Source organism: Stenotrophomonas sp. 115C5 (assembly GCF_056861055.1).
Genome location: NZ_JBSPUQ010000009.1, coordinates 160,283 through 175,261, shown reverse-complemented (window position 1 = coordinate 175,261; position 14,979 = coordinate 160,283). Strand labels below are relative to the sequence as shown.

The following is a 14,979-nucleotide window of genomic DNA, read 5'->3' as shown; positions in this document are numbered from 1 at the left end:
TGTGCGGGATGGGGATCGCTCGACTCGTCTGTCGGCTGGTATCCGCAGATGCATGCTTGACGGTCCCTCCACCCTGGCTCCTACATACAGCGTAGGAGCCGGGAGGAACATACAAGCCATGCTCGACTGTCGTTGCCATCAACCGGTGTGCCGACCAACGGTCGGCACCTACCTACAGCGACCGGCTGATGGTGAAGCTGCCGAACACCGGCGCTTCGCGCTGGCCGTTGAACTCGCGCGTGCTGTGGTAACGCGCCGCGGCGAACTTCCAGCGTCCGTACATCACGGCCACGCCGTAGCCGCCGTAAGCCACCACATGGCGCTTGTCCACGCTGTGACTGTTGCGGAACGTGTTGCCGTCCAGTGTGATGTCGCGGATCACCCAGGCAGCGTCCGAGGTCGCGAACAGGTGCCAGGACCAGCCATTGGGACGACCGCCGCGGGTCGGCGCAGTGTTCTCGCCGGCCGGGCGCAACGGCGTGCTGCCGAAGTCGTCCGGCAGCTTCCAGCCGAAGCGCACTTCACCGCCGAGGTTGGCCTTGGTTTCCAGGTTGCCGATCGATCCACCGTAGTGGCTGATGGCGTCCCAACCCCAGCCGTCGGCATTGACGCTGGCATCGCCCGGCCAGCGGCGCATGCGCTCATGGGTCAGCATGAACAGCGGCTCGTTGTGCAGCTGGTTGTCCCAGCCCTTGAATTTCTCGTCGCCCAGCACGTCGTGCACGGCGTTCTGCACCTGCTTGCCCTGTGCCCACGGGCCGACCACGCCCAGCGTCAGCTGGGTGGTCTGCAGGCGGTCGCCGCTGCGCGCATTGAAACCGAAGTTTGCGATCAGTACGCCAGCGTAAGGGCGGTCGTCCTCGATCAGGTCCCTGCGGCTGAAATCGGTCGGCGTGAAGATGCCCTGGCCGATGCTGAAGATCATGTTCTGCTGTTCGAACTTGCCCGGGTGCAGCCCTTCCAGGTACTGGTTCACCCAGCGCGCCATGCGCGGCAGGCAGGGGTCGTCGGTGTAATCGACCAGATTGGGCGAGACCAGGGTCAACAGTGCACCGTTGGTGTAGCCCTGGTCCTGGTGGCGGCCGCCGAACAGGTCATTGTCGACGCGGAAATTGACCTGCGGCGGGTGGTCGCGCATTGCGTCCGGACCACATTGTTCGGCCGCCTGGGCGGCAAGGGGGAGGGCAGCAGCCAGCAGGCCGGACAGCCCGAGGGCTGCAAGGCGGCGTTGGGAAGGGGGGCTCATGGGAGAAGTTGTTTCTGTCTGTCGTTATATGCTGCGACACGGTACTCGCGCGAACGTGATGGAACGAGCGCGTTCGGATCACTTGTCTGTTCCGAAAACGACATTGTCTCGTGAAGACAATGCTGCACTGTCCTGCGGTGCGCGATGGGGCCAAGGCTGATGCTGAACGGCCGTTCAGCTGCAACGCAGCGACTCACCGGTGCACTGTTTGACGTTGATGAATACTCTTGGGTTTGTTGCCCTGCGGCCCGATAATGGGGGCATGGAAATCAAGTCCGACAACCCCGACCACGGCTTCCAGTTCCCCGGCCAGTTCGAGCTCAGTGCCATGGGCCCGGCCAACCGCGGCCTGGAACATGAGCTCCCCCGCCTGCTGCTGGCTGCCGGCATCGATGTCGTCAATGAACGCATCAGCTGGAAGCATTCCTCCAACGGCAAGTACGTGTCCGTCCGCATCGTGTTCAAGGCCGAGAGCCGCGAACAGTACGACCTGGCGCACCAGGCGCTGCGCGACCATCCGGAAGTGAAGTGGACGCTGTAGCCGACAGCTGCCCGGCCGAAGCCGCCCCGGAAGACCGCGCGCCGCGTCCGGCGCTGGTCCGCGACCTCGGCCGCCAGGCGTACGAGCCGGTGTGGCGGGCCATGCAGCGCTTCACCGATCAGCGCAGCGAGGCCGACGCCGATGAGCTGTGGGTGGTCGAGCACGACCCGGTATTCACCCTGGGCCAGGCCGGCAAGGACGAGCACGTGCTGGCGCCGGGCGAGATTCCGGTGCTGCATGTGGACCGCGGTGGCCAGGTGACCTATCACGGCCCCGGCCAGCTGGTGGTCTATCCGCTGCTGCGCCTGCCACGGCTGGGCCTCGGTGTGCGCGACTACGTATGCCGCATCGAGCAGGCCATCATCGATACCCTGGCCGAGTGGAACATCGGTGCCGAACGCCGCGAGGGCGCCCCGGGCGTCTACGTCGGTGGCGCCAAGATCGCCGCGCTCGGCATCCGCGTGCGCCGCGGCTGTACCTTCCATGGCCTGGCCTTCAACGTGGCCATGGACCTGGAACCTTTCCACCGTATCAACCCCTGTGGCTATCAGGGGTTGCAGGTGACCTCGGTAGTAGACTTGGGCGGGCCCTCCGGGATGGAGGCCGTCAAGCCGGTGCTGCTGGACCACCTGGCCCGCCAGTTTGGCCTGCTGCTGCAGCCCACGCCCGAACTGCCTGATCTTTCTGCGGCCGCCTGACCGCCCCCCGGAACTGCCATGACTGAAACCACCGCCCGTTCCATTCCCCTGCAGATCGTGCAGGGCGACTCTCCGTCCGCCGCGCCGTTGCAGGCCGGGGTCAAGCAGCTGGGCGGTGACAAGATCAACCGCTCGCCGGTGCAGTTCGCCGACGCGCCGGTGCTGCGCAAGCCGTCCTGGATCCGCGTGCGCATTCCTTCGGGCAACGCCGTGCAGAACCTGAAGGCCAAGCTGCGCGAGAACCGCCTGGTGACGGTGTGCGAGGAAGCCAGCTGCCCGAACATCCACGAGTGCTTCGGCCATGGCACCGCCACCTTCATGATCCTTGGTGAAGTCTGCACGCGCCGCTGCTCGTTCTGCGACGTGGCCCACGGCCGCCCGAAGCCGCCGGATGCCAACGAACCGGCCAGCCTCGGCCAGACCGTGGCCGACATGGGCCTGAAGTACGTGGTGGTGACCAGCGTCGACCGCGATGACCTGCGCGACGGCGGTGCCCAGCACTTCGTCGACTGCATCAGCGCCATCCGCGAGAAGTCGCCGGGTACCCGCATCGAAGTGCTGACCCCGGACTTCCGCGGCAAGGGCCGCATGGAACGCGCGCTGGAGATCCTGGCGCAGAACCCGCCGGATGTGTTCAACCACAACATTGAAACCGTGCCGGACCTGTACCGCAACGTGCGCCCGGGTGCGGACTACCAGTGGTCGCTGAACCTGCTGAAGAACTTCAAGGCGCAGCACCCGGACGTGCCGACCAAGAGCGGCATCATGCTGGGCCTGGGCGAAGACTTCGAACAGATCAAGGCCACCCTGCGTGACCTGCGCGCGCACGACGTGGACATGATCACCATCGGCCAGTACCTGCAGCCGACCGCGCACCATCACCCCGTGCTGAAGTACTGGACGCCCGAGGACTACAAGGCGCTGGAAGTCTACGGCTACGAGCTGGGCTTCAGCCACGTGGCCTCCGGCCCGATGGTGCGCTCGTCGTACCACGCCGACGTGCAGGCCAAGGGCGCTGGCGTTTCCTGACACTCTGGGGGGGGGGGGTCCTTTTTGGCCGGGGGGGGGCGGCGGGGGGGCCCCCACACCTCTGCCTGCCGTAGAGCCGAGCCCATGCTCGGCTGCTTGCTGCCGGCCAGCCGAGCATGGGCTCGGCTCTACATGCATTCACAATTTGCTACACCGGCCCCGCTAGGCTGGTTTTCCACCGAGCGCGGCCGGGTGACAAACCCGGCAACTTTCGGCACTGTCGTGGTGTCTGAACACCACGCAGTCTCCCCCTTGGCAAGGCGCCTTCGAGCACGTCAATGAAATTCAAAGCCCCCGCATTCCTGATGGCCCTGGCGCTGGTCGCGCCGCTGGCGCTGGCGGCCAAGGCCGACTCGCCGGCATTGCCCGCCGCGGCAACCGCCGATCAGGTGACCACCTCCAAGCTGGTGTACGGCCTGCTGTCCGACAGCCGTTACGCCTACCGCCCGCGTGCGCTGGACGAGGCCACCTCCAAGGACGTGTTCAAGCGCTACCTGGAGACGCTGGACGGCGGCAAGCAGTACTTCACCCAGGCCGACGTGGCGCGCTTCGCGCCGTTCGAAGCCAACATCTCCTCGGCCATCCGTGGCGGCGAGCTGGAGCCGGCGTTCCAGGTGTTCGCGGTCTACAAGCAGCGCGTCGGCGAACGTGTGGCCTATGCGCGCAAGCTGCTCAAGCAGGAGCCGGACTTCACCACCGACGAGCGCTTCGAATACGACCGCAAGAAGGTGCCGTGGGCGGCCAGCAGCGCCGAACTGGATGAGCTGTGGCGCAAGTCGGTGAAGAACGACTGGCTGCGCCTGAAGCTGGCCGGCAAGAAGCCGGACGACATCCGCAAGACGCTGGACAAGCGCTACGCGACGCTGGAGAAGTCGGTCAATGAACTGAAGGGTGAAGACGTCTTCCAGTTCTTCATGAATTCGTACACCAGCGCGGTCGATCCGCACACCGATTACTTCACCCCGCGCACCGCCGAGAACTTCAACCAGGCGATGTCGCTGTCGCTGGAAGGCATCGGTGCGCAGCTGCAGCGCCAGGACGACGTGGTGGTGATCCGCGAGATCATCGCCGGTGGTCCGGCTGCGGTGGACGGCACGCTGAAGCCGGGTGACCGTATCGTCGGCGTCGGCCAGGGCAAGTCCGGCCTGGTCGAGGACGTGATCGGCTGGCGCATCGACGATGTCGTGGCCAAGATCCGTGGCGCCAAGGACACCCAGGTCAAGCTGGAGTTCATTCCGGCCGCTGAAGGTGCCGACGGCAAGCACCACACCCTGGTGCTGACCCGCCAGAAGGTGCGCCTGGCCGAACAGGCTGCCAAGGGCGAGACCATGACCATTCCGGCCGCCAACGGCGAGCCGGCACGCAAGGTCGGTGTGATCAAGCTGCCGACCTTCTACCAGGACTTCGAAGGCCGTCGCCGCAATGCGGCCGATTACGCTTCGGCCACCCGCGACGTGGCCAAGCTGCTGGCCGGCTTCAAGAACGACAAGCTGGATGGCGTGGTGCTGGATCTGCGCAACAACGGCGGTGGTTCGCTGGACGAAGCCATTGAACTGACCGGCCTGTTCATCGAGCAGGGCCCGGTGGTGCAGGTGCGCGAGTCCGGTGGCCGCGTCACCGTCAACAGCGACCGCAACCAGGGCGTGGCATGGGATGGCCCGCTGGCGGTGCTGATCAACCGCGGTTCGGCCTCGGCTTCGGAGATCTTCGCCGGTGCCATCCAGGATTACGGCCGTGGCCTTGTGATCGGTGAGACCAGCTTCGGCAAGGGCACGGTGCAGAACATCGTCGACCTCGACCGTTGGCCGAGCGGTGAGACCCAGCGCTTCGGTCAGGTCAAGCTGACCATCGCCCAGTTCTTCCGCATCAGCGGCAGCAGCACCCAGCACAAGGGTGTGGTGCCGGACCTGGCCTTCCCGGCCAGCGTCGATGCCACCGAGTTCGGCGAGAGCACCTACGACAACGCGCTGCCGTGGACCCGCATCGCCGCCGTGCCGCACACCCAGTACGGCAACTTCGCGCCGCTGCTGCCGAAGCTGGAAACCCGCCATGACGCGCGCATTGCCGCCGACAAGGAATTCCAGTGGTGGAACGAGGACGTGCAGCAGTTCCGCACCGAGGCCGCGAAGAAGTACATCTCGCTCAACGAGGCCACCCGCCGCGCCGAGCGTGAGCGCCAGGACACCCAGCGCAAGGAGCGCCAGGCGATGCGAAAGGAACTGGGCCTGGCCCTGGACCCGCTGGCCGATGACAGCAACGACGACGGCCTGACGGGCAACGAGCGCGACATCGTCAAGGATGCCGCCCGCGAGAAGGCTGCCGAGAAGCGTCCTGACCCGCTGCTGCGCGAGTCGGCCTCGATCCTGGCCGATGCGGTGAACCTGCTGGCCAACGACCGCCCGCTGTCGGCGCAGGTGCTGCCGCAGTCCACCGGCGCCGGTCGCTGGGCGGACTGAGCCGGAGGCGGCATGTGAGATACCCGAGGGGCCGGCATTGCCGGCCCTTCTGCTTGAAATGGGGACGGAGGGGATTAAGTCGCTTGTGCCACATGCCACAAACGACTTAATCCCCTCCGTCCCTTTTTTGTGCATGAACAGGCAGCAACGGGGTGGCCCGGTCATGCCGGTTTCGACCCGCCGCACACGGCCGCAGGACTACCCTTGGCGGTAACGTCCTCGCAGGAGTACCCATGCGGGCCTCCCGTCTTTCCAGTGCTGTTGTGGCGCTTGGCAGCGCCCTGATCCTGTCGGCCTGTGGTGGCCGCGCCGCCGACAGCACGTTGCTGCGCGAATCCTTCGATTCCGGCGACACGTTCTCGCGTACGGTCGACGGTCGCCCGGGCGACGCCTGCGAAGCGGCGCGGCGCACCCTGCTCAGCCAGGGCTACGCCATCGCCCGTTCCGACGAAGCGCAGGTGGAGGGCAACAAGAACTTCCAGCCGCGCGAAGACGACCACGAGCAGCTGGTGCTGCGCATTTCCTGCGCGCCGCGTGGCAGCCAGACGTTGGTATTCGTCAGCGCGGTGCAGGACCGCTATGCGCTGAAGAAGAGCCCAACGTCAGCCAGTGTCGGCGTCGGTGCGCTGGGCTCGGTGTCGCTGCCGTTCGGCAGCAATGACGACTCGCTGGTGAAAGTGGCCAGCAGCACGGTCACCGATGCCGGGTTCTATCAGCGCTTCTTCCAGCGCCTGCAGCAGTACCTGCCGGCGACTGCAGGCACACCCGCACCACCTCCGGCCGCACCACCGGAACCTGCACCGGCCAGCACGGACCAGAGTTGAGGGTGCGCGCCAGTTTGATCGGCGTGGTTCTGCTGCTGGCGCCTGCGCTGGGCAGCGCGGCCATGGCGCCGGATTGCAGGCAAGGCCTGCTGCAGCGGCTTGGATGGCGCTTCGACGAGGCCATGGTCAGTGCACCCCAGGTGTACGGCGGTCCGGTATGCGCGCGCGCGTCGCTGGCTGAAGCACAGGCGGCGGGCGATCTGCGCGTGCAGTGGCCGGCCGGAATGCCCGCTGCGGCCCGCCAGGAAGTGCTGCAGGAGCTGCTGGATGACCCTGCGACGGTCTGTGCCTATGCCTTCCAGTTGGGCGCAGCCACGCAACGTGCAGCCTCGGCATTGCAGGCCAACCCCACCTTCCGCTTCTCCGGCCCGCAGCTGGGCTGGATCGGCTTCGGCCTGCAGGGGCCGCGCGCGCAAGGCTGGCAGCGCACGCGCAGTTTCGGCCGCGGCTTCGTGCCCAGTGCAGGCAACAGTCAGGCGCTGCAGGCGTTCTACAGCGGTGCCGTGCGTGCCGAGTGCGGGGTCGGCCGCCAGGTCGCGCAGCTGGCTACGCAACGAGAGCTGTATGGTGATGCCGCGTTCGATACGGAGTTCGCTGCGGATGAGCTGTCGATCGGCACCTTCCTCGCTCTGCATGGGACCGACAGCATCCTGCTCGGCGCGCATGCCGGCGACTTCTTCGCTGATGGCAAGGCGGTGCGTACCTCGGCGATGGGGCGGCAGGCGTTCGTCGGCGTGCCCGGTTTCATCGAACATGTGTACGACAAGGGCACGCTGGACGACCTGAGCAACCAGGCCGAAAATTTCGTGGTGGTGTCGGTGGGCGAAGAGGCCGCGCAGGCCCTGGCTGCGCACGGCGGCCTGGCCTGGTACGACCAGCGCAATGTCGAACTATGGAAACTCGCGCAGGACATCCCGCGTATCGGCCAGCGCTACTTCGAGCGCCTGCTGTTCGAGCGCGATCCGGACCTTCGTGCACGGCTGGAACCGCGCTACCACGCCACGCTGGCACGCATGGACCAGCTGCTGGACGATCCGTTCTACCAGCAGTTCGTGATCTATGTGCACCCACGCGGTATACGTCCCATCGGCTACCACGTCGCCCGCCTGCTTGATCGCAACCCACGAACGCCGTTTTCGATCGACCTGGCGGTGCACAATCTGCATACCACGCTCTACCGGCGTTGGCGCGAGGCGCAGCTGCGCCACTGCGCGGCTACCGGCAGGCCAGGCAGCCTGACCCTAGACCCCAACTGAAGGTGAAACAATGGACATTGCAATGATCGGCCTCGGCCGCATGGGCGCCAACATGGCCCAGCGCCTGCATCGCGGCGGCCACCGCGTGGTTGGCTACGACCCGGGCGAAGGCGCCCGCCAGCGCGCCGCCGAGGCCGGCCTGGAAGTGGTCGATTCGCTGGCAGCTGCCGTGGCGGCGCTGCCGGTACCGCGCGTGGTGTGGCTGATGGTGCCGGCCGGCGAAACCGTCGACCAGACGTTGGGCCAGCTGACCCCGCACCTGGCCGAAGGTGACATCGTGATCGACGGCGGCAACTCCAACTACCAGGACTCGATCCGCCGCGCCAAGACGCTGGCCGAGGATGACCTGGGCTACGTCGACTGCGGCACCAGCGGTGGCGTGTGGGGCCTGCAGGAAGGCTACAGCCTGATGGTCGGTGGCGAAGCCTCGGTGGTGGAGCAGATCGCACCGCTGCTGCGCACGCTGGCACCGGCCGAAGACCGTGGCTGGGCACGTGTCGGCCCGTCCGGCGCTGGCCACTTCACCAAGATGGTCCACAACGGCATCGAATACGGAATGATGCAGGCCTACGCCGAAGGCTTCGCGCTGATGGAGCGCAAGCAGGAGATGGAGCTGGACCTGGCCCAGGTGGCCGAGGTGTGGCGCCACGGCAGCGTGGTGCGCTCGTGGCTGCTGGACCTGAGCACCGAAGCCCTCAAGCGCAATCCGTCGCTGGATGGCATCGCGCCGTACGTGGAGGATTCCGGCGAAGGCCGCTGGACCGTGGCCGAAGCGATCGCGCTTGACGTGCCGGCACCGGTGATCACCTTGTCGCTGCTGGAACGCCTGCGCTCGCGTGAATCCAATTCGTTCACCGACCGCCTGTTGTCGGCGATGCGCAATGAGTTCGGCGGCCACGCGATCAAGAAGTCGTAAGCACGAAGCCGGGGTGGAAGCCCTTTCCGCAGGAAAGGGCTCCGACCCCATGAGGCTACACGAGCGCATTCCGATCATTTCCACGCCATCCACGCATGGCGTGGATCTACTGTGCCGACCAACGGTCGGCACCCACCAACAGCCGCGGGAAACTGTCGAAGGCGGGGTGGGTCCGGTTGCGGGGGTGTCCGCGGCATGGATGCCGCGGCCAAGCCCCCAGGGAAGGGTTTACGGCGTCCCCCGCAACCGGACCCACCCCGCCATCCCACGGATAGCCGGCTTTTGCTGTTGCTGTTGAGGTTGCCGGCCAGCGGCCGGCACTACCGCTTCTGCGGGTGCAGGGCGCAGCCCTGCCGATCACCCCAACGCGATTCGCCGCCCTTCGCGCGCACTGTCCATGCCGGCCTGCAGCAGCCGCATCAGCTGCAATGCCTGCACCGGGCTGACCGTGGCTTCTCCGTCGCCATGCATCGCCGCCGCGAACTGTGCATACAGCCGCCGGTAGTCACCGGGCAGGTTGTCGACCGTCGTGCGCTGCACGTTGTCTTCGGCATCGCAGCGCACCAGCTCACCATGCCGCGGATCGATACCCCAGCCCGGCGCACCGGGTGCCACACCGCGGCGCAGCTGCGCCTCCTGCACGTCCAGGCCGTGCTTGATCCAGCTGGCCTTGCTGCCATGCACGCTGAAGTGCGGCGTCTGCGCCGCCACCAGCGAACCGGAATGGATGATCGCGCGATGCCGCGGGTAGTGCAGTACCGCGTGGAAGTAATCGATGCCGCTGCCACCTTCGCGCTGCACGGCCAGATCGGCATCGACCGCCTCGGGCCAGCCGAACAGCACCAGCATCTGGTCCAGCAGATGCGGGCCCAGGTCGTACCACAGGCCACTGCCGGGACCATCCTGTTCGCGCCAGCGGTCGCGTACCTGTGGACGGTAGCGATCGAAGTGCGCATGGCACTCGGCAATGTCGCCGAGCGTCCCGTCCGCAAGCAGCGCCTGCAGCGTGAGGAAGTCGGCATCGAAGCGCCGGTTCTGGAACACGGTGGCGATGCGTCCGGCATCGCGTGCCGCAGCCAATACCGTTTCCGCTTCGGCCACGTCCAGCGCGAACGGCTTGTCGACCAGCACATGCTTGCCCGCAGCCAGTGCCGCGATCGCCAGCGGCGCATGCTGTTCATTCGGCGTGGCGATCACTACGGCATCCACGGCCGGATCGTCGAACACCTCCTGCGGCGTGGCACGCACGTGCACGTCGCTGAACGCGCGCAGCAGCGTGTCGCGCTGTGAGCTCACGATGCTGTGCAGCACCAGGCCCGGCGTGTGCTGGATCAGGGGTGCATGGAAGACGCGGCCGGCAAGGCCGTAGCCGATCAGGGCCAGATGCAGGTCGGGGCGCATGGCAGAGCTCCGGCAGTGGGAAGGGCAGGGTAAACGACGCGGGGCCACGGGCCAAAGCTGAACGGTTGTCGTTGCAGATGCCCCGATTCACGGCGGCATGACCGCAACGCCACGCCTGCTCTACGTCGGTTTGTCCAGACTGGCAGCACATTCCGAAGGAGTACGACACGATGAGCAATACGACCCGCACGCTGATTGCCTCCGCCCTGACGCTGGGCCTGGCGCTGTCCTCCTCGGCCGCATTTGCCAAGGACCCGGCCGCAAAGAGCCCGCCGACCAGTGCGCATCCGGCGACCCATGCTGATCGCCACGATTCCAATGAGCCGGTGACCGATACCTGGATCACCACCAAGGTGAAGGCCGACCTGCTTGCCAGCAGCAACGTTCCGGGTACCGAAATCAAGGTGGAAACCGTGAACGGCGTGGTCAGCCTGAGCGGTGCCGTGGCCACCCAGGCAGAGAAGGACAAGGCGGTCACCACCGCCAAGGGCATCAAGGGCGTGACCCGCGTCGATGCCGCTGCATTGAAGGTCAGTGCTGCTGCCAAGCGCTGACCCCGGTGGGCGCCCCCATGCGGGGCGCCCACTGACCTGTAGAGCCGAGACATGCTCGGCTGGAACTCCAAGGAAGCCGAGCGTGGGCTCGGCTCTACAGCATCGAATTCCGAACCCATTCAGCCAACCGCGCTGGAAATTCCAGAGTTGTGACCGCCTGCGCTATATTGCCGGTTCCGCCGCAGTGGGGCCGGTAACGGCAGACGCTTTGCGGCTGTGCTGACGAGGAACTATGGCGCTGGTTTTCAGTGACGACATCTGGGACCGCTGGCGGTTGCCGGCCCTGGCGCTGGCCGCTGCCGCGATCATCGTGGTGCCGTGGTTGACCCTGCGCAAACTGCAGCAGGACAGCGAAGAGGCGATGGCCTGGGTCAACCATACCCAGGCCGTCGGTGTGGCGCTGCAACAGCTGCAGGCCGATGTACGCGACGTCGAATCGGCTGCGCTGACCCTGTCCAAGGGCGTGGACGCACCTGGCCTGCGCGAGCGCATGGCCAAAGCCAATGACCTTCCCGGGCGCCTGGCTGAACTGGGGCGGATGACCCGCGACAATCCTGATCAGCTGATCCGCATCGGCCGCATCGAGTCGATGCTGGAAGGGCGCATGGCGCTTGCCCGCGAACTGGCAAAGTCCGAGCCCAACAGTGATCAGCGCGAGCTGGTGCAGGATCTGAGCACGCGTTATCCGATCCGTGGCCTGGTGGAGGAACTGCAGGCCAGCGAGCAGAAACTGCTGACACAGCGTGCCGAGCAGGCTGCCCGCCAGCGCAAGCAGACCGAGCTGGTATCGTGGAGTTCGCTGGTGATCCAGCTGTCGCTGCTCGGCCTGGTGCTGTGGCTGCTGCAGCGGCAGATTGGTCGACGCCTGCATGCCGAACGGCAGTCGCTGCGCTCGGCCGCACGTGCAGCCTCGGTGCTGCAGACCGTGCGTGAACCGATCGTCCTGCTCGACCGCGACCTGCGCGTGCAGCTGCACAACCCTGCCTTCGCCGAGTTGTACGGGCTGCAGGATGAACGCGCCGATGGCCTGTTGCTGGACACTGTCGGCGACGGCGCGTGGAAGGATCCCGTGATGCGCCAGCGACTGTCCGATGTGCTGTTGCGCGGCCGCGAACTGTGGGACTTCGAGCATGAACAGCGCGCTGCCGATGGCATGGTGCGCTACATGCTGCTCAACGCACGGCGCATGCCGCTGCCGGACACCGACGACGAAGTGGTGTTGCTCACGGTCAGCGACGTCACCGTGCAGCGTGCCGTGCAGTTGCGGGTGGAGGAACTGAACCGCCAGCTGGAAGGCAAGGTTGCGCAGGTGTCCGAGGTCAACAGGGAGCTGGAAGCCTTCAGCTATTCGGTCTCGCACGATCTGCGCGCGCCGCTGCGCCACGTGGCCGGATTCTCCGACAAGCTGTCGCGCCATCTGGGCGACGCCGCCGATGACAAGAGCCGCCATTACCTGGAGGTGATCTCCAGTTCGGCGCGGCGCATGGCGGCACTGATCGACGACCTGCTGGTCTATTCGCGGCTGGGCCGCGCGGCAATGCGCCAGCAGGCGGTGGACATGCAGTCGCTGGTGGCCGATACCCGTGCCATGCTCGATTCCAACCTGCAGGCCGAGGCCGAGAACAGCGGCCATGCGCACCATGTGGAGTGGAGCATCGCACCGCTGCCGATCGTGGTGGGCGATGAGAACATGATCCGCCAGGTCTGGCTGAACCTGCTCGGCAACGCGGTGAAGTACTCGGGCAACCGCGAACCGGCGAAGATCCGCGTGGACTACCAGCCGCAGCCTGACGGCGGTCATCAGTTCACGGTCAGCGACAATGGTGCAGGCTTTGACATGGCCTACGCCGGCAAGCTGTTTGGTGTCTTCCAGCGCCTGCACAAGGCCAGCGACTACCCGGGTACCGGCATCGGCCTGGCCAGCGTGCGCCGCGTGCTCACCCGCCATGGTGGCCGTATCTGGGCCGAGGCTGAACCGGACGTCGGCGCCACTTTCCACTTCTACCTGCCTCCCGCGACCGATGCGGACAAACAAGGGCCTTCTGCATGACCACTCTGCGCACCATTCTTCTCGCCGAAGACAGCCCGGCTGATGCTGAAATGGCGATCGACGCCCTGGAAGAGGCGCGTCTGGCCAACCCCATCGTGCACGTCGAGGATGGCGTGGAGGTGATGGACTACCTGTTGCGCCGTGGTGCTTTCGCCAACCGTGAGGAAGGCCTGCCGGCGGTGCTGCTGCTGGACATCAAGATGCCGCGCATGGATGGCCTGGAAGTGCTGCGGCAGATCCGCGAGCACGAAGAGCTCAAGCGCCTGCCGGTGGTGATCCTGTCGTCCTCGCGCGAGGAAAGCGACCTGGCCCGCAGCTGGGACATGGGCGTGAACGCCTACGTGGTCAAGCCGGTGGACGTGGACCAGTTCTTCGGCGCGGTGCAGACCCTGGGCAAGTTCTGGGCGTTGATCAACCAGGCACCGGAACTCGAGTGAGCCCATGCCCCTGACCGGTCCCGCCCTCGGGGCGCTGCGCATCCTGCTGGTGGAGGACTCACCGGAAGATGCCGAGCTGATGTCCGAACAGATGCTCGATGCGGGCCTGGAGGCCCGTTTCGAGCGCGTCGAAAGCGAGGCCGAACTGCGCCAGGCACTGGTCGCGTTCCAGCCGGACATCGTGCTGTCCGACCTGAGCATGCCGGGGTTCTCCGGTGACGATGCGCTGCGCATCGTGCGCGAGACCTCACCGGAAGTGCCCTTCATCTTCGTCTCCGGCACCATGGGTGAGGAGAACGCGGTGGCGGCGCTGCAGAAGGGCGCCAACGATTACATCATCAAGCACCTGCCGGCGCGCCTGCCGTCGGCGGTGGCGCGTGCGATCCGCGATGCCCGCAGCGCCATAGAGCGCGCACGGGTGGAAACCGAACTGATGCGCGCACAGCGCCTGGAAAGCCTGTCGCTGCTCGCCGCCGGCCTCAGCCACGACCTGCGCAACATCCTGCAGCCGCTGCTGATCATGCCGGACCTGCTGAAGGCGCGAACCGACGATCCGCAGCTGCACCATCTGGCCGATGTCATCGCCGAGTGCGGCCGCCGTGGCCATGAGATGGCCGAATCGATGCTGTCGTTCGTGCGCGGTTCGCGCAAGCCGAGCGAACGCATCGAGATCGATGGCCTGTTCGATGCGGTGGCGCTGCTGTTGCGCAGCAACGTGCCCGACGCCGTGCGCCTGGAACTGCAGGTGCAGGACGAAGGCCTGGTGGTCGATGCCAACTACACCGAACTTCAGCAGGTGATGCTGAACCTGGCGCTCAACGCGATCCAGGCGATGCCCAACGGCGGTCGCCTGAGCCTGACCGCCAGCCATGCCGGCCAGCGCGATGGCGTGGACTGGATGCATATCCGGGTCGCCGACGAAGGCATCGGCATGGATGCGGACACGCTGTCGCATCTGTTCAATCCGTTCTTCACCACCAAGGCCGATGGCACCGGCCTGGGCCTGATCTCCTGCAAGCGCATTGTTGAAGGCGCCGGCGGCAGCATCCACGTCAGCAGCCAGCCGGGGCAGGGCACCTGCTTCGAACTGCGTCTGCCGATGCACGACGCCATTGATGGCAGTGAGCCGATCGAACAGCTGGTGGCCTTGGGCAGTGGCCAGTCGATCCTGGTGGTCGATGGCGAAGCCACGCGCCTGTCGCTGCTGGGCAATGCGTTGTCCAGCCAGGGCTACCAGCTGCAGCTGGCGTCCGACGGCCCGGCTGCGCTGCGCTGGATGCAGCAGGAGGCGTTGCCGGCACTGGTGATCGCCGACGCCGGCTCCAAGCTGCTGCCGGCCAGCCAGCTGCTGGGCGAGATGGCAGCACTGGGCTATCGCGGCCCGGCGCTGGTGCTGGAAGACCCTGCGGTGCCGGTCTCGGCCGATGCATTCCCGGCCGGTGTGGAGGTGCATGTGCTGCGCAAGCCGCTGCAGATGCAGCAGGTCTTCCGCGCGGTGGCCGAAGCGCTGGGTTGATGCCGCTGGGGTTCTGTAGAGCCGAGCCTATGCTCGGCTGCTGTTCGCATTGACC

At 66.4% G+C, this 14,979-nt stretch carries 13 protein-coding genes; 11 read left to right on the top strand and 2 right to left on the bottom strand.

Annotated features, from left to right (window positions below; genetic code table 11):
- Nucleotides 1–172: 172 nt before the first annotated feature.
- The gene (locus AC13FN_RS12980) at nucleotides 173–1,246 is read right to left on the bottom strand and encodes a lipid A deacylase LpxR family protein (RefSeq protein ID WP_029379720.1); all 1,074 of its coding nucleotides are present in this window, start codon (nucleotides 1,244–1,246) and stop codon (nucleotides 173–175) included.
- A 262-nt stretch (nucleotides 1,247–1,508) separates the two neighbouring features.
- Between AC13FN_RS12980 and AC13FN_RS12975 the strand changes: the two genes are divergently transcribed.
- The 7 genes from AC13FN_RS12975 to gnd all read left to right on the top strand — a co-directional run bounded on the left by AC13FN_RS12975 (nucleotide 1,509) and on the right by gnd (nucleotide 8,966).
- The gene (locus tag AC13FN_RS12975; protein ID WP_005411067.1) at nucleotides 1,509–1,787 is read left to right on the top strand and encodes a YbeD family protein; all 279 of its coding nucleotides are present in this window, start codon (nucleotides 1,509–1,511) and stop codon (nucleotides 1,785–1,787) included.
- Nucleotides 1,775–2,485 (top strand): lipoyl(octanoyl) transferase LipB, encoded by a 711-nt coding sequence (gene lipB / locus AC13FN_RS12970; RefSeq protein ID WP_482985282.1) that lies wholly within the window; start codon nucleotides 1,775–1,777, stop codon nucleotides 2,483–2,485. Before AC13FN_RS12975 ends, lipB begins: the two co-directional genes overlap by 13 nt.
- A gap of 18 nt (nucleotides 2,486–2,503) precedes the next feature.
- Nucleotides 2,504–3,514 (top strand): lipoyl synthase, encoded by a 1,011-nt coding sequence (gene lipA, locus AC13FN_RS12965; RefSeq protein ID WP_049434271.1) that lies wholly within the window; start codon nucleotides 2,504–2,506, stop codon nucleotides 3,512–3,514.
- 278 nt (nucleotides 3,515–3,792) lie between these two features.
- The gene (locus tag AC13FN_RS12960) at nucleotides 3,793–5,970 is read left to right on the top strand and encodes a carboxy terminal-processing peptidase (RefSeq protein ID WP_032130309.1); all 2,178 of its coding nucleotides are present in this window, start codon (nucleotides 3,793–3,795) and stop codon (nucleotides 5,968–5,970) included.
- Between the two features lie 233 nt (nucleotides 5,971–6,203).
- Nucleotides 6,204–6,794, top strand: coding sequence for a DUF2242 domain-containing protein (locus tag AC13FN_RS12955; protein WP_049434270.1), 591 nt, complete (start codon nucleotides 6,204–6,206; stop codon nucleotides 6,792–6,794).
- A gap of 17 nt (nucleotides 6,795–6,811) precedes the next feature.
- Entirely contained in the window at nucleotides 6,812–8,050 is a 1,239-nt protein-coding gene (locus AC13FN_RS12950; RefSeq protein ID WP_482985283.1) for a hypothetical protein, read from the top strand.
- A gap of 10 nt (nucleotides 8,051–8,060) precedes the next feature.
- A complete protein-coding gene (gene gnd / locus AC13FN_RS12945; RefSeq protein ID WP_019338841.1) occupies nucleotides 8,061–8,966 on the top strand; it encodes a phosphogluconate dehydrogenase (NAD(+)-dependent, decarboxylating) in 906 nt (301 codons plus the stop codon).
- Between the two features lie 357 nt (nucleotides 8,967–9,323).
- Here gnd and AC13FN_RS12940 read toward each other — a convergent pair whose 3' ends face one another.
- Nucleotides 9,324–10,367, bottom strand: coding sequence for an oxidoreductase (locus AC13FN_RS12940; protein WP_401743639.1), 1,044 nt, complete (start codon nucleotides 10,365–10,367; stop codon nucleotides 9,324–9,326).
- Nucleotides 10,368–10,537: 170 nt separating this feature from the next.
- On the opposite strand from AC13FN_RS12940, the gene AC13FN_RS12935 reads away from it, so the two are divergent.
- From AC13FN_RS12935 to AC13FN_RS12920, 4 genes are all read left to right on the top strand, one after another.
- The gene (locus AC13FN_RS12935; RefSeq protein WP_049429380.1) at nucleotides 10,538–10,921 is read left to right on the top strand and encodes a BON domain-containing protein; all 384 of its coding nucleotides are present in this window, start codon (nucleotides 10,538–10,540) and stop codon (nucleotides 10,919–10,921) included.
- Nucleotides 10,922–11,153: 232 nt separating this feature from the next.
- The gene (locus AC13FN_RS12930; protein ID WP_109814550.1) at nucleotides 11,154–12,971 is read left to right on the top strand and encodes a sensor histidine kinase; all 1,818 of its coding nucleotides are present in this window, start codon (nucleotides 11,154–11,156) and stop codon (nucleotides 12,969–12,971) included.
- Complete coding sequence (locus tag AC13FN_RS12925) at nucleotides 12,968–13,408, top strand: response regulator (RefSeq protein ID WP_005411057.1); 441 nt, start codon at nucleotides 12,968–12,970, stop codon at nucleotides 13,406–13,408. Before AC13FN_RS12930 ends, AC13FN_RS12925 begins: the two co-directional genes overlap by 4 nt.
- 4 nt (nucleotides 13,409–13,412) lie before the next feature.
- Entirely contained in the window at nucleotides 13,413–14,924 is a 1,512-nt protein-coding gene (locus AC13FN_RS12920) for a hybrid sensor histidine kinase/response regulator (RefSeq protein ID WP_010480961.1), read from the top strand.
- Nucleotides 14,925–14,979: the final 55 nt, after the last annotated feature.

Coding starts and splice junctions, on each gene's coding strand:
- AC13FN_RS12980 (WP_029379720.1), bottom strand. CDS start 1,246: ATGAGCCCCCCTTCCCAACGCCGCCTTGCAGCCCTCGGGCTGTCCGGC.
- AC13FN_RS12975 (WP_005411067.1), top strand. CDS start 1,509: ATGGAAATCAAGTCCGACAACCCCGACCACGGCTTCCAGTTCCCCGGC.
- lipA (WP_049434271.1), top strand. CDS start 2,504: ATGACTGAAACCACCGCCCGTTCCATTCCCCTGCAGATCGTGCAGGGC.
- AC13FN_RS12960 (WP_032130309.1), top strand. CDS start 3,793: ATGAAATTCAAAGCCCCCGCATTCCTGATGGCCCTGGCGCTGGTCGCG.
- AC13FN_RS12955 (WP_049434270.1), top strand. CDS start 6,204: ATGCGGGCCTCCCGTCTTTCCAGTGCTGTTGTGGCGCTTGGCAGCGCC.
- gnd (WP_019338841.1), top strand. CDS start 8,061: ATGGACATTGCAATGATCGGCCTCGGCCGCATGGGCGCCAACATGGCC.
- AC13FN_RS12940 (WP_401743639.1), bottom strand. CDS start 10,367: ATGCGCCCCGACCTGCATCTGGCCCTGATCGGCTACGGCCTTGCCGGC.
- AC13FN_RS12935 (WP_049429380.1), top strand. CDS start 10,538: ATGAGCAATACGACCCGCACGCTGATTGCCTCCGCCCTGACGCTGGGC.
- AC13FN_RS12930 (WP_109814550.1), top strand. CDS start 11,154: ATGGCGCTGGTTTTCAGTGACGACATCTGGGACCGCTGGCGGTTGCCG.
- AC13FN_RS12925 (WP_005411057.1), top strand. CDS start 12,968: ATGACCACTCTGCGCACCATTCTTCTCGCCGAAGACAGCCCGGCTGAT.
- AC13FN_RS12920 (WP_010480961.1), top strand. CDS start 13,413: ATGCCCCTGACCGGTCCCGCCCTCGGGGCGCTGCGCATCCTGCTGGTG.